The sequence below is a fragment of the Streptomyces sp. NPDC058092 genome (genome assembly GCF_042884935.1).
Taxonomy (GTDB): domain Bacteria; phylum Actinomycetota; class Actinomycetes; order Streptomycetales; family Streptomycetaceae; genus Streptomyces.
In genome coordinates this window covers 142,557-161,702 of sequence record NZ_JBHVSY010000014.1, presented here as the reverse complement: position 1 = coordinate 161,702, position 19,146 = coordinate 142,557, and the positions used below count along the sequence as shown (strand labels likewise).

Genomic DNA, 19,146 nt, shown 5'->3' with positions numbered 1-19,146 from the left:
GCGGGGGTGCGGGGGTGCGGGGGTGCGGGCAACCGTGGGGCGGATGGGTCCGGCGGTCAGGCTGTCACGTCGTCAGCGCGGGGATGATCCGCGAGCCGTAGGCATCGATCGTCGCCTCGCGCGCGTCGTGCATGTTGTAGACGGCGAACTGGTCGACGCCCAGGTCGCGCAGCACCCGGAGCTTCTCGATGTGTGCCTCGGCGGGGCCCAGCAGGCAGAACCGGTCGACGATCTCGTCAGGTACGAAGGCCGTGTCGGGGTTTCCGGCGCGGCCGTGGTGGCTGTAGTCGTAGCCGGACCGTCCGGCGATGTACGCGGTCAGGGCCTCGGGGACGAGTCCGGAGTGCTCGCCGTACCGGGAGACCAGATCCGCGACATGGTTGCCGACCATGCCGCCGAACCAGCGGCACTGCTCGCGGGCGTGGTCGAGGTCGTCGCTCACATAGGCGGGGGCGGCGACGCAGATGGTCACGGAGTCCGGGTCGCGGCCCGCCTGTGCCGCCGCGTCCCGTACGGCCTTGATCATCCACTCGGTGAGGAACGGGTCGGCGAGCTGGAGGATGAAGCCGTCGGCCTTCTGCCCGGCGAGGGCGAGCGCCTTCGGGCCGTACGCGGCCATCCAGACCGGCAGTCTGCCGTTCTTCACCCAGGGAATCTGAACCGGCTGCCCGTCGACGGTGGCCTCCCGTCCCTCGGCGAGGTCGCGGATGACGTCGATGGCCTCGCCGAGGCGGGCCAGGGTGTTGGGTTTGCGTCCGGCGACGCGCATCGCCGAGTCGCCCCGGCCGATGCCGCAGACGGTGCGGTTGCCGAACATGTCGTTGAGCGTGGCGAAGGTGGAGGCGGTGACCTCCCAGGTGCGGGTGGACGGGTTGGTGACCATGGGGCCGACGACGAGGTGTTCGGTGTGTTCGAGGATCTGGCTGTAGATGACGAACGGCTCCTGCCAGAGCACCGCCGAGTCGAAGGTCCAGCCGTGGCGGAAGCCGTTGCGTTCGGCGCGGCGCATCAGGCCGACGACGGCCGAGGCGGGCGGGTCGGTCTGGAGGACGAGTCCGAATTCCATGACGGTGCTCCTAGTCCAGGTACTGACAGGTGGCGCGCGGGGTGTACATGCCGTGACCGGCCCGGCCGGTGAACTTCCGGCCGTCGACGACGACTTCACCGCGCGAGAGGACGGTGTCGACCTGGCCGGTGATCCGCTTGCCTTCGCACACGGAGTAGTCGACGTTCATGTGATGGGTCTCGGCGGAAAGGGTCTGTTCGCATGCCGGGTCGTAGATGACGACATCGGCGTCGGCGCCCGGCGCGATGGTGCCCTTCTTCGGGTAGAGGCCGAACATCCGGGCCGGGGAGGCGCAGGCGATCTCGATCCAGCGGCGGCGCGAGATGTGATCGTCCACGACCGCCTGGTGGAGGAGATCCATCCGGTTCTCCACGCCGGGCATGCCGTTGGGGATCTTCGAGAAGTCGCCGCGGCCCATCTCCTTCTGGCCGGAGAAGCAGAAGGGGCAGTGGTCGGTGGAGACGACCTGGAGTTCGTTGTTCCTGAGGCCCCGCCAGAGTGCTTTCTGGTGTTCCGCGGGTCGCAGGGGGGTGGAGCAGACGTATGTCGCGCCCTCGAAGTCCGGCTCGGCGAGGTTGTCGGTGGAGAGAATGAAATACTGCGGGCAGGTCTCGCCGAAGACGGGAAGGCCCTTGTGGCGGGCGGCGGCGACCTCGGCGACGGCCTCGTCGGCGGAGACGTGCACGACATGGAGCGGGGATCCGGCGACGCGGGCGAGCTGGATGGCGCGGTGGGTGGCCTCGGCCTCCAGCGCCACCTTTCGGACGTCGCCGTGGTAGCGCGGGTCGGTGCGGCCCTCGGCCAGTGCCTGCTCGACGAGGACATCGATGGCGATGCCGTTCTCCGCGTGCATCATGATCAGGCCGCCGTTGTGGGAGGCCCGTTGCATGGCGCGCAGGATCTGGCCGTCCTCGCTGTAGAAGACACCGGGGTACGCCATGAACAGCTTGAAACGTGGTGGGGTGCGCCCTCCCGCGTAGTGAGGTCCTCGCCGGCTGCCTCGTGCCTCGCGGGACCGCTGAGGCGCGGGTCGAAGGTTCCGGTGATGTGGAGGTCCGGCAGCCCGTACAAAGGCGGAACCGAGGTGCCGTCGTAGTCGCCGCGTGCGCATACCGCCCTCTCCCAAACTCCGGTCTTCAGGTACTCAAGCGCACGCTGGTAGAGGCCCTGGGGGGCGCTGCCCGTGGGTGACGTGCTGCGGGAGATCCTTCCACATCAGGCCGTGCCGAACCTTGTGCAACGACGCCTCGAACGCGAGTCGCGGGGGGACAATCCTGGACTGCTTTTTGGGCCTTGGGAAGAGGTCCACTACACACATATGGCTTGCTCGGCGGCTGCGCGCAGCCGGGCGGGCATGAGGCTGTGGCCCTCGGGGAAATACCCGACCTTGGTGGAGACCAAGAATTTCGGCAGGAGGTCGCCGGCCGTCGTCTTCAGCACTTCGTGGGAGCGATGGTTGAGGTAGTTGGACGCGGTGTCGAGGCGTGATACGCCGAGGTCGGCGGCTGCTTGGAGTAGGTCACGGGCGTGACCAGACCGGTATAGCCCGAGGACGATATTCCGTCAGTGGTTCGCACATCCCCTCCGTGATCAGTAGGTCGGCCAGGGCAGGTTCCGCCCGTGTGACTGCGATCGTGGGCAGAGCTGGGCGTCCCACTCCATCAGATCCTGCGACTGCACACCCTCGCGCGCCGACGGCTCCCCGGCACGCGACAACCGTTCCCCGCTCCATACGTACGTACGGACGGACCCAGAGGGGAGGACGAACGGTGTTCGATGAAGACGGCTCCCTCGACCCGTTCCTGAAGGTCCTGCTGTATGCCGTACTGGTCCTGGCCGCCGGGAAGATGCTCTGGGAGTGGCTGACCGGCACCGTCATCGACTGGATCACCGTGGACCTGTGGGGCGCGGTCACCGAGCACCCCTGGTGGACCACGCTCGTCGTGCTCGGCTCCCTCACCGCACTGCTGCTCCTCGCCCGGCTCGCCTGCGCCGCCCTCGGCCTTCTCACCACACGCGCCGTCGCGGTCAGCGTGGATGCGACACCCGTCGAGCCGGAGCCGGCCCTGCTCACCTACCGGATGAAGCAGTTCGAAGCCATGAGCCCGACCGGGTCCGAGCACGCCTGCGCCGAACTCCTCGCCCGGGACGGGTTCCTCCGTACCCGGCGAGTGGGCGGCTCAGGCGACCTCGGCGCCGACGTCATCGCCAGCGACCCCGACGGCCTCACCGTCGTGGTCCAGTGCAAGCAGCTCAGCCGGCCCGTCAACTCTGGACACGCAGCGAATTCATGCTCGGCTTCATGGGAGACGTCGGCGACCTGGCCAAGCTCGTGATGGCGGAGGAAGGCGCGAGAGAGAACCCGGTCGGCCGGGCTGCCCTGGAGCACGAGCTCGCCGACTGCCTCTGGTCGGTACTCATCCTGGCTCACCGCTACAACGTGGACCTCGAACGCGTCTTCCACCGCACCATGGCGGAACTCGACGAGAGGATCAGCGCTCGGCTTTCTCAGGGAGGCGACCCTGTCACGTGAGCCTCGGAGCCTTCCGGCACCGCCATCGTTCGGCGTGCCCGATTCTGCTCCCGCGGGGCTCCACCCGTACGGCCGGTGACGTTGGGGCGAGGCAGTTTGGAGACGTTCCGGACGCGAGTCCTGCCCCGCTGACGTCCGTGACCGCGTCGCCATGCTGAGGGAACTCCACCGTGTTCTTCAGCCGCGTGGCCGACGTCATGCAGTGGTGCGCCCGCCTGCACCGCGAGGCCACCGGCCGTCCGCTGCTCGTCGAGCTCGTGCCGAACCCGGTCACCGGCATCTACCAGTACTTCACCTGCGCGGACGTGACCGCGCTCGACAAGGTCCTCCCTGAGAGGCCGACCGTCTCGATCGCGTCCGTCGAAGCCCGCGCCGCCGAGCTGTTCAAGACCTTCCGCAGCCGTGCGACGTGAACCGGCCGTGCCGTCGGCACTCACCTCGGCCGCGGGCGGTGTTCCTCGACCGTGACGGCACCCTCAGCGAGCCCCGCCACTCCCCTCCCGCCCCGACGAGTTGGTCCTCCAGTCCGCCATCGCCGCCCCGCTGCGCGCTCTCCGTCGTGACCAACCAGAGCGGACCGGTCCGCGGGCTGCTCGTCACCGCCGCCCTGGACGCGACGCACCATCGACCCCGCAGATCTTCCCTGGGGAATTCGACTCGATATCGCGGCCGACGCCGTGGCCGGGCGGCCTCAGCGGGTACCTGACGGGCCCCTACTGAGCAGGCTGAAGGCGCGGCGCCATCTCTCCACACCCTGCCGCGTGCCGCAGGGTGTGGGCCGAGCCTCGTGAACTCAAACTCCTGGCCGAAAGGTATCGCTGCGCTGGGCCAGCCCAGCGGACGCGGGACGATGTGGTATGACCCTTTCCAGGTCTCGCTGTATCCGCTGAGCCTCGCCGCGGACCAGGGCGGGGATATCGCCCCGCTCTGCGACCATGCGGCTGTAAATCGGGGTCTCCTGGGACACGTGTGGTGGCTGCTTTCTGTTGCCGGGCTGGGGGCGCAGCAGCGGCCGTGGTGCTGGCCGAAGACGGCGCACTGCCGCGTTGATGGTGGTTGAGGGAACTATATCGACGGCAAATCCAGAGCCAGAGGATGTTCCATCGCAAGAGCCTGTCGTAGTGGCGGAGACCGTCCAAGCGCCGCTCGACCTCCTGCAGGCTGCATTCGCTTGCCCGACTCGCCGCTGTGTCGCGACAGGGACTTCGTTGTCTGGTCGAGCACTGCGCTCTGTCCGGGCCGCTCGAACGCGCTCAGCCCGTCGTCACCAGCTGATGGTGAGGCGTGCGTCGGGGCGGGTGGGCCGGGCGCCGGTCCGAGCTGGTCGTTGGGGGTGGGGCGGCCGACAGTCGCCTCGTGGATTCGGCGGGCATGACCATTGTCGCTTCCGGGTGTGTATCCCCACGCTTACAATGTGCCATCGATGATAACGGGCGGTGTCGGATCTCGGGGCGGGGCTGAGAATTTGGCGACGGAGGCTGTACCTGGCACGGTCATCGCCGACCGGTATGAACTGGTCGAGCGGCTGGGCCGCGGAGGCATGGGTGAGGTGTGGCAGGCCCGGGACCTGAGCCTGAACGTCGATGTGGCCGTCAAGTCCATCCGGATGAACGCGCAGGACCCCACCGAGCCGCGGCGCTCCGTCCTCGCGTACGCCCGCAAGGAGGCGCAGCACGCCGCAGCGCTGCGCGACCATCCGAACATCGTCGCCGTCCATGACGTGGTGGAGCACGAGGGGCTGCCGTGGACGGTGATGCGGCTCGTGCGGGGGCGGTCGGTTGCCGAGCTGCTGGCCGCCGAACCCGACGGGCTCGCCGTCGAGTTGATGGAGAACGTCGCCCGGGGCGTGCTCGCCGCACTCGCGGCGGCGCACGGGGCCGGCATCGCCCATCGGGACATCAAGCCGGCGAACATCATGGTCACCGACGGGGGCGACGTTCTCGTCACGGACTTCGGCATCGCCAAGCACCAGGCCGACACGAGGATCACCACGACGGGGGCGGTCGTCGGCACGGCCGCGTATGTCGCCCCGGAGCGGCTGAAAGGCGTGGAGAGCCCGGCGGGGGACCTGTGGTCATTGGGCGTGACCCTGTATCACGCGGCCACCGGGGTCTCCCCGTTCGACCGGGACACCATCTTGTCGACGATCCATGCCGTCACCCACGAGGAGCCCGCCGAGCCGGAGCGCGCCGGCCGTCTGGCTCCGGTCGTCATGGCGTTGCTGGACAAGGACCCGGAGGCGCGGCCCGGTATCGATGCCGTGCTGCGCATGCTGGACGGCGCGCCGGCGCCCGGGAAGACGAAGCTGCTGCCGACGACGGAGACCGGCCCGCGGCCCCCCTGGCTCCGGCCGGTGCTGTCGTTGATCGGCGTCGCGGCGGCCGGGCTGCTGGCTTTCGCCATCGCCTCGCAGTTCCGTGGGCAGGACCACCCGTCCGACAAGGCGGCACCGTCGACGGCGAGTACGGCGGACACCAGGACCTCGTCGCCCACGCCCTCCCCGACTCCCACCCCCTCGGCCTCCAGAAGCCTCACCCCGGGGCCGGATGCGAGTGCGTGCACCGCCGCGGTGAGCACCGCCGGCAACGCCCTGCAGCTCTCGGGTATCGCGCTGAGCGATCCCAACCGCTCGACGGCCGACAAGGCGCATGACGGCAGCGCGGCCCTGCGCGACGGGGCCGAGCAGATCTCGGAGCTGGCCGACCACGCCAGCGTGCCCGCGGTCAAGGCGAAGCTGCGCAACATGGCCGGCGATCTGAACACCCAGGCCGCCGGGCTCGACGCCCAGCTCCCCGGAATCGAGGCCGGCCGCCTCATCAACACCAAGGCCACCGACCTGGCGTCGAAGCAACTGCAGAAGGACGCGGGGGATTTGAAGGACCTCTGCTGGAAGTGAGCGTCTCCGGTCGAGGCCCGCTGTCCATGTCATTGATCTCGTAGGCACACAGATAAGGGTGGAAATGACGCAGCAGAAGAAGCTCGGCCTGATCGTCACTGGCGTGGCCGCCGCGGTAGCGATCGGCGTGGGAGTGACCGTAGGGCTCAGCGGCGGCGGCGAGAAGGGGGAGGGCGACAGCGGGAAGGCGGCAGCGGACGGGCCTGCCTTCTGCACGGGCGGCGCCGGGAGCTGGGATGAGCGTACGGGCATGTGCGGTATCAACCATGTAGCCGGATGCCAGCACTCGAAACAGATGATGGATCTCAACGACAAGTTGGCCAAGGAGAATCCCATCGGGTCCTCCGGGTATGGCGGCGACACCCCCGTGGTTCCGTTGCTGAAGCAGCTGAAGACGCTGACCGACAAGGAGTTGGAGCAGCCGCACATCCCCGCACCGATCAAGTCCGCCCTGCGGCAGCAGGCCGCCGACCTGGAGAAGGAAGTGGACCTCTACCAGTCGAAGGGGGACTGGGCGAAGGTGGACCTGGACCGCGGTCTGAATCACAGCCCGAGCATGGCCTGCCTGGACTTCGTGGCGGATCTGGCGAGCAAGCCCCGTAGCTGAGGAGTGGCCGGTTGACCCGGGTGGCGGCGTCGACGATCGCCCTCGACCTCTCCAACGCCGCCTGGAGCAAGTCCTCCTTCAGCGGCGGAGAGAACGACTGCGTGGAGATCGCCGTCCTGCCCGGCGGGGCCCGGGCCGTGCGCGACTCCAAGCACCCCGAGCGTGAACCCCTGCGTTACACCGTTACCGAGTGGGCGGCCTTCCGCCAAGGCGTGATTGCCGGAGAGCTCCGACCAGCACCCACTGCACGAACGGCGCCTGCTTTCCCCCGAACCAACCGCGGGAAAGCAGGCGCCGCAGTATGTCAGCCCTACCCCGCCGACAGCCCGTCGTCACACCCACGCGCCACCATGGGATGGGATGTGCCCATCTTCAGCCGGGCACTCGTCCAGTTCCTCGCGGCCCCGGAAGCCGGGTGACCTGCTGAGCCGCTGCGAGTTCTTCGCGGGGCTGCTCCAGCTCCAGGGACAGCTCGGTGGCGGCGCGCACGAGGGCGTGAACCCGTTCTCGCTCTGCCGCGAGTTCCCTCTTGATCTTCGCTAGGGTTTCGCGCAGCACGATGTTCTCCTCGGCCATGCTCTGAACGACCTGCGGAGTGAAGTTCTGTGCCCTGGCCCGCGCCCGGAACCCGTCCACAAGCTCTTTGTGATCGCCGTAGACGACGTCGCGCCGTAGCCCGCACTCGGCGATCAGCTCGGTCCCCGTGAGCTTTCCGGCGGGCGAGCGCAGGGGGGGTCCCGGCCAGAAGGCGTTCTGCGGCGGAGGAACGAGGCGGCGGTGCGCTGGTGGAGGTGTTCGCGCATGCCGCCCCGGCGGGCGGTGGTCCCGGCAGCCTGTTCGATCTGTACGCGGGCGGCTTGTGGTGGCGGCCGGCGGCGGCCCGGCCACCGCCGATCTGGCAGGTCGATCGATCTGGAGGTCATGGGATGGCGGCTCGCCACGCGGGATGCAATGCGGGATAGAGGCTGACCAGGAGATAGCCGGCCGCGATCACAAGCAAAGCCGTGGTGAGGCTGGTCATGGCGACCAGTAGGCCAGCGCCGAAAATGCCCACCGGCACCGCGGCCACAACCGCGGCCATGATCGCGCCGGACACGCGTCCCCGGAGCTCCGAGGGAATAAGGCTGAACTGGACAGCGGTCAACAGCGGGTTCACTGGTCCAGCAGCGATGCCGGCGAGAGCCATGGTGACGACAAGCGTGGGAGTTCCGGGCATCGCAGCGATGACGAAGAACTTCGGGGCCCCGGAAATCAGCAACGCGCCGGTCAGGATTACGTGCCGGGGGAACCGATGCCCAACTGCACCGAACAGGACCGCGCCCGCCAGGGCGCCGGCGCCGAAGGCAGCGACCGAAAGCCCCAGGGCGAGCGGGTTGTCGAGCACCTGCTCGGCCAAGGTGGGCAGCAGCACGGTGAACAGGGCGTTGTCGGCCATGTTGGCGAACATGAACACCACGAGGATCCGGGGCAGCAACGTGTCCTCGCGGATGAACCGCAGCCCTTCCCTGAGCTCCGCGAAATACCGCGACGTGCCTTTCGACAGGTGCGGAGCCTTGCGAGGCGACGCTCGGGGCACAGTCAGCCCCACCACCAGGGCCGACACCAGGAAGCTGGCCGCATCCACGTACAGCACAAGGACTGGCCCGAGAGCTGCGACGAGCACGCCGCCGAGTAATCCGCCGGTGAGCTGGGCGACACGCATCACTGTCTCGTGCGCGCTCATCGCCCGTTCCAGCCGCATACCGCAGGCTTCGGCCAGGTCGGGCATGAGGGAGCGGCGGCCTGTTGTGCCTGGAACGTCGAGCATCGAGCCGGCGAACGTGAGGACCAGCAACAGCCAGAACGACAGGTGGCCCAGCATGTACAGGACCGGGATCGCAGCCACCGTCACGCCGCTGGCCAGGTCGGCCAGGACACTGCTGCGGATGAACCCCATGCGGTCCACCAAGGGGCCGCCGAAGAGCCCGGCCAGCACCACGGGAACGAAGTAGGCGACCCCGCTCAGCCCGGCCCGTGCGGGATCACCGGTGGTGTCCAGCACGAACCAGGGAATCGCGATCAGGGCGATCCGGTTTCCCGCGACCGACACCGCCTCGGCTGCCAGGACAGCGCCAAGCGCTCGCCGTGCCGCAGCCGTTGATGTGCCTGAAGAAGTCATCTGGTTGCCAGCTCCCGGCCCATGATGGTGGCCTGGTCAGTCGGAAAGTACCAGTCCATGGGGTCGGGCCGCCTACCGAAGTGCCCGCAGATGCGCCGCTGCCGCCTGGTCATCCTGGCGACGGTGTGCTCGGCCATCCGATCGTGGTCGTTCGGCCTGATCCACAGTTGGCCGAACCGCAGGATCACCGACTTGCGCACGTTGCCGCCATTGTTGGGCGCCACACCGTGCCACAGGCTCCAAGGGAAGTCCGGCGGGTGGTGCCGCACCACCGTCACCGGCTCGCCGAACTCCCGCACGCGGGCCCGCACCAGGCTTTCGGCCGTGTTGATCAGCCCGGCGCCCAGCTGAAGGTCGGTGGCGATCACCAGGTGCCCGCCGTCCTTGGTCGGCCACGCCCGCAGCCGCACGCGCGTGCGGTGGCCGTTGATGTCCGGGAAGTGCCAGGCGTGGTCATCGCGGATCGGTGACAGCCGCATCGGGGTGGGCAGGTCGGGCACCAGCAAGTCCTCTCGTCGTACGGCATGCAGGCGACGATCGCGCTAGCCAGGAGCGCGGACACCCATGCCTGAACGCGGGACTTCGGCCGGAACCCTGCCTCGCCCGACGAAGACGACACCGCCCCGGTGGTGAGCCGAAACAGCACGAGGACCTCGGCGATCCGCGTAGACGGTCTTGATGCTGATCCTGCCGGTCTTGCGGTCCACGCGGCGGCGCTTGAGCTGGACGGTGTCTTCCGGGACGGCGGGCCGCCAGAGGGGACGGCCCGCCGCATTCACGGGGTCAGCCGACTCATCACACCGGGTCGATCACCCAGCGGGACGCCGTCCCGATGGTGGACTGGAAGACGACCTGGGCCCCGACCTTTCCGTTCGCGTCCAAGTACTTGCCGCTCTGGGTGTGCCTGATGGACTTCGGACTGCCGGACGTGGTCGTCCACTTCTGAAACTCGCCACCGTTGCACGGGAATGTGTAGACATCCGCGCCGTTTCCGTCGAGGCAGTGGCCTGATGCCGGGTTCCTGAAGATGCCGCCGCTGATCTGCCACACCTGCTTCGCGCTGCGGTCACAGTTGCCGAGGACGAGGTTTCCCTTGCCTCCCGAGATGTTCACCTGGAGGCAGGAGTTGCTGCTGTTGCCGTTGATCACCTGGTAGTTCACCGGCGCCGCCTGCGCCGAGGTTGCGGCGCCGACCAGCAGCGTCGAGCCGAATGCGATCGCCGCGCCCGCACCGGCGAGTCGAATGAGGTTTCCCTTGAGTTCCATGATTGATCCCCTCGAGTTCAGACTATTGGCGCGCCGCCTGTGGCGCCGCCCGGTCATTCAGGTTCCCTGATATGTGACGAGAAGGGTGTTGCGCGGAACTGACAGCCGAAGCCGACGAACCACAGACGGATGTCCTTGGCCGGCCCGAGATAGTGGTTCCAGGGCTTAGGCACCGGTTTTCGTCGCTGCACGGATGCCTCCGGCGAACGGCTTGTCGGGATTGGTCAGGACGACGCTCGCGTTCGTCACTGCCTGCAACGGCGACCGAGACGCGTGGGAAGCCTTGCAGGGTTCTTGTTCGCCGTTGTCCCGTTGGTGTCGTAGTCCGAGATTGAGCGACAGGACGTGAGCAGTACTCCTTCGATAGTCGGGATGTGCTGCGGCACCTGTGCCGCCGTCTACGTTGAGGGGTGGCGCCGCTCGGGTGCGGCGGTCTCGGAGGAGCCCGGATCCGCTGGGCTCCCCCGCTGGATGAGCTACATTTTTGGACTCCGAAGTCCGGACGATTCCGGAGAGCGAGACGAGGGAAAGCGGCGTATATGAGGGGACCGAGCTCACCACAAAGCTGGTTTGTCAACCGGCTGCAGCGGTTGCGCACGTCCTCGGGGTCACCCACCCAGGCGCAGCTGCTGGCCTACGACGAGAACAAGGTCCTCTCCCGGTCGTCGCTGTCGGACCTGCTGGCAGGCAAGTTCACCAAGCCGCCCCCGTGGGAGCGGGTCGCGGCCTACGTGACCGCCTGTGTCCGCGCCGCGCACGCCGGTCAGATCGACCTCTCCTCCGAGGAAGAACTCGCGCGACTGCGGGGTGACCATGCCACGCTCACCGACCTGGTCGAGACCGCTGTCAGGGAGGTCCGCGCACCGGCGGCCCGTTCTTCGGGCTCGCGGCCCCGTCCGGCGACCTATCGGCTGCCGCCGCGCAACACCAACTTCACCGGCCGCGACGCCACATTGCGGGAGTTACGGCAGCGCCTCACCTCGGGCAACGATGGCGCGATGCAGGTCGTGCACGGGCTGGGTGGTGTCGGCAAGACGCAGCTTGCGGTTGAGTACGCCTACCTCTACCGGTCGAAATACCGGTTCGTGGCATTCGTGGACGCCGAGGATCCCGATCTGGTGGCGCCGCAGTTCGCGTCGCTGGCCAGGGAGCTGGGACTGGCGGAGGTGAGCTCCGAGCAGGTCATCCCACGGGTGTACGGCAAATTACTGGACCACAGTCCCTGGCTGATCATCTTCGACAACGGGGAGAGACCTGGCACGCTCGTGGACGCGCTGCCGTCGGGTGACCTGGGGAGCAACGGTCACGTCATCGTCACGACCAGGTTACGCGGCTGGTCGAGCAGAGCCGGCGTCATCGACCTGGACGTGTTCACCAGGCGGGAGGCGGTGGAGCTGCTGGCCCGGCGGGTGTGCGGCATGACCACAGTGGTGGCGGACCGGATTGCTGAGCACCTGGGGGACCTGCCGCTGGCGCTGGAGCAGGCGGCCGGGTACATGGACTACAACCACACTGCGCCTGAGGAGTACCTGGCTCTGCTGACGTCGCGGCTGGAGGACATGATCGCGCTGGGCGAGCTGGCGGACCGGCCGACGGTAGTGGTCGCGACCCTGTGGCAGCTCAGCGTGCGAAAGCTGGAGATCGAGCAGCCGCAAGCGATGCGGCTGCTGGAGCTGTGTGCCCTGCTGGCGCCGGAGCCGATCCCGCTGGACCTGTTCAGCGGCAGCGCGGAAACACTGAATGCAGCCGCGGCCGACCCGGTGGCGTGGGACACGACGGTCGGTGCTCTGGCCGGCCTGGGGCTCGCGAGGCGCGGAGCCTCCTCCCTGGTGCTGCACCGGCTGGTGCAGGCCGCCATCCGCGCCGCGATGCCGGACGACGTGCGCACCGACGCTCGGGTGCGACTGTGCCGGGCGCTGCTCGCGGCCGTGCCACACGACATCCACGGTGACCCGGATGCGCGATCGCGATGGCAAGAACTGCTCCCGCACGCGCTCGTGGTGACTAAGGACGAGCCGCCGACCGAGTGCGCTGCGGAGACGGCGATGCTGCTGAGGCTGGCGTCGGCGTTCCTCCTTTCGATCGGGGACCACCCGGTGGCACTGCCCCTGTGTGAGCGTGCCTTCGCGATCGACGAATCGCTCGAACAGAGGGATGCGGAAATCGGCTTCGACCTGATTACCTTGGCGCAGATCCACCGGGACCGCGGCGCGCCGGAGCGAGCGCGTCCAATGGCGGAACGTGCTCTGAGCCTGCACGAGTCCTGTCTGCCGGCGGACAGTCCCGCCATCGCGACGGACTTGGCCACCCTGGCGCGAATCCAACACCTTCTCGGTGATCACGAGGCGGCGGTGCCATTGGCCGAGCGGGCGCTGCGGATCGACGAGGCGGCGTACGGGCCGGACGACCCGTACGTGAGCTTCGACTTGCTAGCACTGGCGAGTGTCCACCTCGACCTGGACGACCACGCCGTGGCCGTGCCGCTGATCTCTCGGGCGCTACGGATCCGCGAGGCCAGTTACGCGCCGGACCACCTGTACATCGGGTACGCCCTGCTACTCAAGGCCCGAGCCGTGCACGCGTTGAACGACCCAACCGCAGCGAACCTCGCGCGCAGGGGCGCGCTGATCCTGAACACCCGGCTGGGCAAGACCCACCCCAAAACCGAGGATGCCTTCGCTCTAGCCAACTGTCTACTGAAACGCGACAGCTGCCAGGGGCACGGCGAGGTCGTTGCGGTCGGCGAGGCTTACGACACGAAGGCCGCACCGATCAGGATCACGCATCAGTCACGGACGCCGAGGGTAATGATTTGAGCCGTCACAGAGCTGCGGAATCTGTTGACCGGCACGCTGGAACCGCACGCCCAGCGGTGGTCTGACCCAGACGCCGAAAGCAAGCCACACCCGCCGAGCTCGCGAGCTTGATCCGCGACCACTGGCAGGTCGAGGCCCTGCACCGTGTCAGGGATGTGACGTTCGCAGAGGATGCTTCCCAGCTGCGAACCGGTACGGCGCCTCGCGCCATGGCCACCTGGCGCAATCTCGCCATCGGCGCCCTCCGCCTGGCCGGCGATACGAACCTCGCCTCCGCACTGCGGCACAACGCCCGTGACGCCCACCGACCACTCACCCTACTCGGCCTCACATGGGCCGTGCCGGTAGAAGAGGTTGGGGACGAGTACGTAGTACCCGTGCCCGGCTACTGAGGTTTTTCGGTTCGGGGCGACCGTGACAACGGCGGACCGATCCGCGCCCCTCGCACGGGGATCGAGAAGCGGCACCTGCCCGGCAAGGCACCAGGAGGCGGCTACGGCCTCGCCGCACAACCCCCGAAGACGCAGCACCGAACGGCGATCACCGAGACGCTGCCCCTGGAGTACGACGTGTACTCCGGCGGAGCCGTATAACGGAGTCGGTGTCGGTCACGCCGCTTCGACGTGGCGACATGCGACGGCAAGCAGGGAGACCGCCGCATCGTCAGCCTGCTCAGCACAATCGTGGCCGCGGCCGCTGCCGGGGTGGTCATCTGCTTCGTCTACGGCCACCACCCCGGAGGCAAGCTTCTGCGAAGGGCCTACGGACCAACCATGCCCGTCTCCGACCCAAGCGTTTCTCCGCTGCGCGCTCTGCGGGCAACCGGCCGCTGGCTCGTGCCCGAGTGGAAGCGGCCGTAGGCGGCGCTTTGACCTCGCCGTCGTACCAGTGCGAAAGGTGGGGCTCGTCGGGCACCGACCAGCAACCCGCGCAGCCGACTGTAGGCAGATGACCACAGGCCGGAGTTGCGGCGTGCTTCGGGAACCCGCAGGCTGTATCTGGCAAGCGACCTTGATGACGCAAAAGGGTGATCAGGTTGCAGGACCACTCGCGCCCGGTCAACCCCTCGAAACATGGGTGCGGGTGATGCGTGCCGCCTCAAGGGCCGGTACCCCGGTGGGTTCAGTCGCGATACTCCAACGACCGCCCCAGCACGGGACTCAGGCAGACGGAACTGGCTTCACGTCCCAGTCGAACTCCGGGGCAGGCGCCCGGAGTACTTCTTTGCGGCACACGCTGCGGACTCCCCTCTCGCTCAGTGGTGCCCGTTGACCGTCTGGCCCGAAGTGACCCACGTGGTCGAAGTGTATGGAGACCGGTTGCCCCACCCCACCACCCACCACAGGGAGCCACAGCATATGGACGGAAAGCACAAGATACTCGCCGCACTGACCGGCACTGCGCTGACAGCCGGACTCACTGGCCTGGCCCTCGGGCCCACCGCCACCACACCTGCTCACTCCCCAACCCTGCGCGCCGCCGCCGGGCCCTCTGGGATGTCGGTCGTGGAGTGGAACCGTGAGCTCATCACCGTCCTGAGCGATCCGAAGGCCCAACCGCCCACCATCCACCCCACGCGCAGCTTCGCGCTCCTTCAGGCCGCCGAGTACGACGCGGTGGTATCGGTCACCCGGGCCGGCCCTGCCTACTTGTTCTCGGTGTCGGCGCCGCGAGGCGCCCGTGCAGACGCCGCAGCGGACCAAGCAGCCCACGATGTGCTGGTGGCCCTGTACCCGGCCAAGCGCGCCAGCGTGGACCGACGGCTGAGCAGCCAGTTGTCCGCGATTCCCAACGGCCCCGGAAAGCAGGCGGGCATTCGCGTGGGAGCCGAGGTCGCCCGCCGGCTGATCAGCCTGCGATCCCATGATGGGTCCTCGACCAAGCCGCCGCCGTTCAGTCCCCGCAACGTGGCCGGCGGCTACCGGCCCACACCGCCCGACTTCCCCACACCGGTGTTCACCAACTGGGGCTCGGTCAAGCCGTTCGTGCTGGCCAAAGGAAGCCAGTTCCGCCCGGCGCCGCCGCCGGCCGTCAGCACTGCCGAATACGCCACAGCCTTGAATGAGGTCAAGAGCCTGGGGAGAAAGACCAGTACCACCCGCACCCCCGATCAGACCGCAGCCGGGAAGTTCTGGGCGGCAGCGCCCGTCTGGAACGTCTGGAATCAGATCGCGCAGGGCCTCGTCACCTCCCAGCACGCAAGCCTGGAGAAGGCGGTGAAGGTCTTCGCCCAGCTCAACCTGTCCCTCGCCGACACCGCGATCGCGATGTACGACGCCAAGTACACCTACCGCGTATGGCGGCCCGTGACCGCCCTCCGGCTCGGTGGTACGCACTACAACCCGCGCATCGTTGGCGATCCCAACTGGACCCCCCTGCTGCCGACCGCCCCGGATCCGTCCTACCCCGCCGCCCACGGCGCTCTCAGCCAGGCGGCGGCAACGACGCTCACCAGGTTCTACGGTGCGCAGCACCACCTCGTGGTGACGTCGAAGGGCGTCACCCGAACCTTCGCCAGCTTCCAAAGCGCCGCCACTGAAGCGTGGCTCAGCCGGATATGGTCCGGCCAGCACACCTCCATCGACAACCGGGCAGGCCGGCAACTCGGCACGCAGGTCGCCGATTTCGTGGCGCAACACATCTGACTGCCCGCACCCGTGCAGCGTCAACGCACCGCATGGCTGTGGCCAAGAGCCAGCTGTACCCTGCCTATCGGGTACAGCTGGCCCGAACATTGTGCTACGGCCACCCCAGACGTCGCGGGGCGGTTGAAGCACTGCCAGAAATACCGGGAGTCGAGCGAGGCTGGATGCTACGAAACTCGGAACAGCTCATCGGCTCGTGCACGGTGCTGGGCGCGGATCGCCGCGATCGGGGACAACGCATTGTCGAGCACCGTCTCCGCATCGGGGAACGCCTTGGCACCAAGCGCGCATCGCACGGGTCTGCCACTCAGCCGCCTCCGTGATGGCCGGGGCCGACCGACGGCCGCATGCACTATAGTTGATCTTGAAAGTTCGCCGCAACTCACGGCGACTGACACTGCGTTGATGGTCCAAGGAAAGACGCCCCGCTTCCTGCGGGGAAATGCAGGTGCAAGGCCTGCCCAGCGCTCACTCACGAAGCCCTTCCCCCACCGGGGAAGGGCTTCGTCACGTTTCCCGCGTGCCCTGGAGAACTTCACTCCGGCGGCTGCGGGCTGGCTGGATCCGGGCGTACGGCGCTCGGTCGCGCCCGCCTGCGTCATGCGATCGACGGGTCCGACTGAGGTGGTGTTTGCGCCCCTAACTCCCGTACCACCGCGCCGATCCGGGACGCCAGGCGGGGTGTGCGGCGCTGGTAGCGCTGGTTGCGAGTCCTCCAGGGCCGATGACGCCTATCAGCCCTGAGGGACTCTCTGCCGAGATGCCACCCGGACGGGAGAACGCGGGCTTTCGCCGCGAGACAGCTCAGTTCGCAAGCTGACAGGTTCCTCGCGGCAGATACCCCCCGTGCCCCGCGTGGCCCACATAGGCGCGTTTGTCGATCACCGGAACACCACGTGACAGCACCGTCTCTACCCGTCCCGTCACGTGCTTGCCCTCGTAGGCCGAGTAGTCGACGTTCATGTGATGCGTCTCGGCGGACATGATCTGCTCGGCATGCGGATCGTAGACGACGATGTCGGCGTCGGCCCCCGGAGCGATCGTGCCCTTCTTCGGATAGACGCCGAACATCCGGGCCGGCGCCGCGCAGGCGATCTCGATCCAACGACGCCGGCTGATATGCCCGTCCACCACAGCCTGGTGCAGCAGGTCCATGCGATTCTCGACACCCGGCATGCCATTCGGAATCTTCGAGAAATCCCCACGGCCCATCTCCTTCTGCCCCTTGAAGCAGAACGGGCAATGGTCCGTGGAAACCACCTGCAGATCATTCGTCCGCAGCCCACGCCACAGCGCCGTCTGATGCTCCTTCGGACGCAGCGGGGTGGAACAGACATACTTCGCGCCTTCGAATTCAGGCTCGGCCAGGTTGTCGGTCGACAAGAAGAGGTACTGCGGGCAGGTCTCGCCAAATACCGGAAGGCCCTCGTCCCGAGCCCGCGCCAATTCAGCGACGGCCTCTTGCGCCGACACGTGCACCACGTAGAGAGGAGCACCCGCCACCTGGCTCAGCTTGATCACCCGATGCGTCGCCTCCGCCTCAAGGAGGGCCCTCCGGACCTCACCGTGATAGCGCGGATCCCTCTCCCCACGTGCCAGAGCCTGCTCCACCAGCACATCGATGGCGAGACCATTTTCCGCGTGCGTCATCACCAGCCCGCCGTTCGAGCCAGCGCGCTGCATAGCCCGGAGAATCTGACCGTCGTCGGAAAGAAAGACCCCCGGGTATGCAGTGAAGAGCTTGAACGAAGTAACGCCGGCCGAGACGAGCCCGTCCATTTCCTTGAGCGAGGATTCGTTCACGTCGGACATGATCATGTGGAACCCGTAGTCGATCGCGCACTTGCCATCCGCTTTCTCATGCCACGCATCGAGCCCTTCACCGAGCGAACCGCCCTTGGGCTGAATGGCGAAATCGATGATGGTCGTTGTGCCGCCCCAGGCCGCGGCCCGGGTGCCGGTCTCGAAGGTGTCGGAAGCGAACGTGCCGCCGAACGGCATCTCCATGTGCGTATGCGCGTCGACACCGCCCGGGATGACGTATTTGCCGGTGGCGTCGATCCTCCGGTCGGCGCTCCAACTCTGGGCCGCGTCGGTGTCAGGTGCTGCGAGGGCGGCGATGCGGCCACCCTCGATGAGTACGTCGGCATGCATTTCGTCGGACGCGGTGATGACGAGACCACCGCGGATGACGGTGCGGTTCATGTACCCCTCCTCACTGTGGCGGAACGGGTCTACGCACGTAGACACAGTGCGTGTGAAGAACGTAGAAGTGGGTTACCCACTGTGGCAATACCGCTGCGGCTAACCGCTGAAGACGTTTCTGTTTCCCCCGTCCGGCACTCCACCGGCCCACAGCGCGACGCGACGCGGCGTATACGTACCGTCCGCGGGTACCGGGCCGCGTCCGGGTCACTTGGTGAGGGTCGCCTCCGGAACCGGGGCGGCGGACTGCTGCTGTACCGCGCTCAGCCGGCGGTTCAGACCCACCACGCCCCAGATCGTCAGGGCGATCAGCACCGCGTAGAACACCGCGACGCTCCACGGCGAACCGTCGAACACACCGTGACAACAACTTCACGGCTCCGAACTACGGCCAGTACCCGGACTACGCGACCCGGCTGGAGACCGCCGCCCCGGCGACGTCCACCCTGGTCGTCGGTACCTGGAGCCCGGTCCCGCAGATCATCTTCGGCGCGAAGACCGATCTGCGGATAGCGGGCGGCAACGACGAGGGCACCACCGCCAAGGCTGCGGACTACCTCGCGCACGGCGACCCCGACTCCGCCTTCGTCCACCTCGACGGCACCGCGCTCGCCGAGCCGAGGCCGGATGCCTTCGACGCGCTGCGCGGCTCGCTCCGTATGTCCGTCGACGAGACCGGGCTTCCGGCCGGTACCAAGGGGTGGACGAACACCGCGCCCGAGGGCTGGTCCATCGACAACTCGAAGAGGCCGGCCGGTGGCGTCACCGAATGGTGCGGCTGGTCCTTCGCCACCGACGAGTTCTGGACCAACGCCGAACGCGGCCAGGGCCGTGAGACGAACGTCCGCGCCCGCAAGGTGTTCGCCGTCGCCGACTCCGACGAGTGGGACGCCGCATCAAGTGACAGCCGCACGGGGACGTGACGGCGGCCGGTCAGCACAGTCACGCGCACCG

Annotated in this window: 18 protein-coding genes and 2 pseudogenes; 12 read left to right on the top strand and 8 right to left on the bottom strand. The window is 67.8% G+C overall.

Annotation, left to right across the window (positions count from 1 at the left end; translation table 11 throughout):
* Nucleotides 1–64: 64 nt before the first annotated feature.
* Together ACFVV1_RS23690 and ACFVV1_RS23685 are read right to left on the bottom strand one after the other, a co-directional pair.
* Nucleotides 65–1,066 carry a TIGR03842 family LLM class F420-dependent oxidoreductase gene (locus ACFVV1_RS23690; RefSeq protein ID WP_389992449.1) on the bottom strand — a complete coding sequence of 334 codons (1,002 nt, stop codon included), beginning with the start codon at nt 1,064–1,066 and terminating at the stop codon, nt 65–67.
* Between the two features lie 10 nt (nt 1,067–1,076).
* Nucleotides 1,077–2,018: pseudogene (locus tag ACFVV1_RS23685) on the bottom strand (amidohydrolase family protein); the annotation flags it as partial.
* A gap of 817 nt (nt 2,019–2,835) precedes the next feature.
* Between ACFVV1_RS23685 and ACFVV1_RS23680 the strand changes: the two are divergent.
* The 6 genes from ACFVV1_RS23680 to ACFVV1_RS23655 all read left to right on the top strand — a co-directional run bounded on the left by ACFVV1_RS23680 (nt 2,836) and on the right by ACFVV1_RS23655 (nt 7,521).
* Entirely contained in the window at nt 2,836–3,402 is a 567-nt protein-coding gene (locus ACFVV1_RS23680; protein WP_389992446.1) for a restriction endonuclease, read from the top strand.
* Entirely contained in the window at nt 3,369–3,599 is a 231-nt protein-coding gene (locus ACFVV1_RS23675) for a MazG nucleotide pyrophosphohydrolase domain-containing protein (protein ID WP_389992443.1), read from the top strand. Before ACFVV1_RS23680 ends, ACFVV1_RS23675 begins: the two co-directional genes overlap by 34 nt.
* 170 nt (nt 3,600–3,769) lie before the next feature.
* Nucleotides 3,770–4,012: a hypothetical protein gene (locus ACFVV1_RS23670; RefSeq protein ID WP_389992440.1), complete on the top strand. Its 243-nt coding sequence runs from the start codon at nt 3,770–3,772 to the stop codon at nt 4,010–4,012.
* Between the two features lie 1,052 nt (nt 4,013–5,064).
* Nucleotides 5,065–6,495, top strand: coding sequence for a serine/threonine-protein kinase (locus ACFVV1_RS23665; protein WP_389992437.1), 1,431 nt, complete (start codon nt 5,065–5,067; stop codon nt 6,493–6,495).
* A 64-nt stretch (nt 6,496–6,559) separates the two neighbouring features.
* Entirely contained in the window at nt 6,560–7,102 is a 543-nt protein-coding gene (locus tag ACFVV1_RS23660; RefSeq protein WP_389992434.1) for a hypothetical protein, read from the top strand.
* Between the two features lie 20 nt (nt 7,103–7,122).
* The gene (locus ACFVV1_RS23655) at nt 7,123–7,521 is read left to right on the top strand and encodes a DUF397 domain-containing protein (RefSeq protein WP_389992552.1); all 399 of its coding nucleotides are present in this window, start codon (nt 7,123–7,125) and stop codon (nt 7,519–7,521) included.
* On the opposite strand, the gene ACFVV1_RS23650 is transcribed toward ACFVV1_RS23655, so the two are convergent.
* The 4 genes from ACFVV1_RS23650 to ACFVV1_RS23635 all read right to left on the bottom strand — a co-directional run bounded on the left by ACFVV1_RS23650 (nt 7,475) and on the right by ACFVV1_RS23635 (nt 10,526).
* Entirely contained in the window at nt 7,475–7,738 is a 264-nt protein-coding gene (locus tag ACFVV1_RS23650; protein ID WP_389992572.1) for a hypothetical protein, read from the bottom strand. The genes ACFVV1_RS23655 and ACFVV1_RS23650 overlap by 47 nt on opposite strands.
* Nucleotides 7,739–8,021: 283 nt before the next feature.
* Nucleotides 8,022–9,260, bottom strand: a complete 1,239-nt coding sequence (locus tag ACFVV1_RS23645; protein WP_389992432.1) for an MFS transporter — start codon at nt 9,258–9,260, stop codon at nt 8,022–8,024.
* Entirely contained in the window at nt 9,257–9,760 is a 504-nt protein-coding gene (locus ACFVV1_RS23640) for a hypothetical protein (RefSeq protein WP_389992429.1), read from the bottom strand. Before ACFVV1_RS23640 ends, ACFVV1_RS23645 begins: the two co-directional genes overlap by 4 nt.
* A 295-nt stretch (nt 9,761–10,055) precedes the next feature.
* On the bottom strand, nt 10,056–10,526 hold the full coding sequence (locus ACFVV1_RS23635; protein WP_176740187.1) for an RICIN domain-containing protein: 471 nt from the start codon (nt 10,524–10,526) through the stop codon (nt 10,056–10,058).
* 539 nt (nt 10,527–11,065) lie between these two features.
* Here ACFVV1_RS23635 and fxsT point away from each other — a divergent pair.
* The 5 genes and pseudogenes from fxsT to ACFVV1_RS23610 all read left to right on the top strand — a co-directional run bounded on the left by fxsT (nt 11,066) and on the right by ACFVV1_RS23610 (nt 15,987).
* Nucleotides 11,066–13,342 carry an FxSxx-COOH system tetratricopeptide repeat protein gene (gene fxsT / locus ACFVV1_RS23630; protein WP_389992426.1) on the top strand — a complete coding sequence of 759 codons (2,277 nt, stop codon included), beginning with the start codon at nt 11,066–11,068 and terminating at the stop codon, nt 13,340–13,342.
* A 107-nt stretch (nt 13,343–13,449) separates the two neighbouring features.
* A complete protein-coding gene (locus ACFVV1_RS23625) occupies nt 13,450–13,734 on the top strand; it encodes a hypothetical protein (protein ID WP_389992423.1) in 285 nt (94 codons plus the stop codon).
* Between the two features lie 33 nt (nt 13,735–13,767).
* Nucleotides 13,768–13,935: pseudogene (locus ACFVV1_RS23620) on the top strand (hypothetical protein); the annotation flags it as partial.
* Nucleotides 13,936–13,965: 30 nt separating this feature from the next.
* On the top strand, nt 13,966–14,202 hold the full coding sequence (locus ACFVV1_RS23615; protein WP_389992420.1) for a hypothetical protein: 237 nt from the start codon (nt 13,966–13,968) through the stop codon (nt 14,200–14,202).
* Between the two features lie 636 nt (nt 14,203–14,838).
* Nucleotides 14,839–15,987: a vanadium-dependent haloperoxidase gene (locus tag ACFVV1_RS23610; RefSeq protein WP_389992550.1), complete on the top strand. Its 1,149-nt coding sequence runs from the start codon at nt 14,839–14,841 to the stop codon at nt 15,985–15,987.
* Between the two features lie 804 nt (nt 15,988–16,791).
* Here ACFVV1_RS23610 and hydA read toward each other — a convergent pair.
* Both hydA and ACFVV1_RS23600 read right to left on the bottom strand, forming a co-directional pair.
* Entirely contained in the window at nt 16,792–18,192 is a 1,401-nt protein-coding gene (gene hydA, locus ACFVV1_RS23605; RefSeq protein WP_389992418.1) for a dihydropyrimidinase, read from the bottom strand.
* A gap of 207 nt (nt 18,193–18,399) precedes the next feature.
* On the bottom strand, nt 18,400–18,549 hold the full coding sequence (locus ACFVV1_RS23600) for a hypothetical protein (RefSeq protein WP_389992416.1): 150 nt from the start codon (nt 18,547–18,549) through the stop codon (nt 18,400–18,402).
* Nucleotides 18,550–18,851: 302 nt separating this feature from the next.
* Here ACFVV1_RS23600 and ACFVV1_RS23595 point away from each other — a divergent pair, with 302 nt between their 5' ends.
* Nucleotides 18,852–19,115: a hypothetical protein gene (locus tag ACFVV1_RS23595; protein WP_389992413.1), complete on the top strand. Its 264-nt coding sequence runs from the start codon at nt 18,852–18,854 to the stop codon at nt 19,113–19,115.
* Nucleotides 19,116–19,146 lie beyond the last annotated feature (31 nt).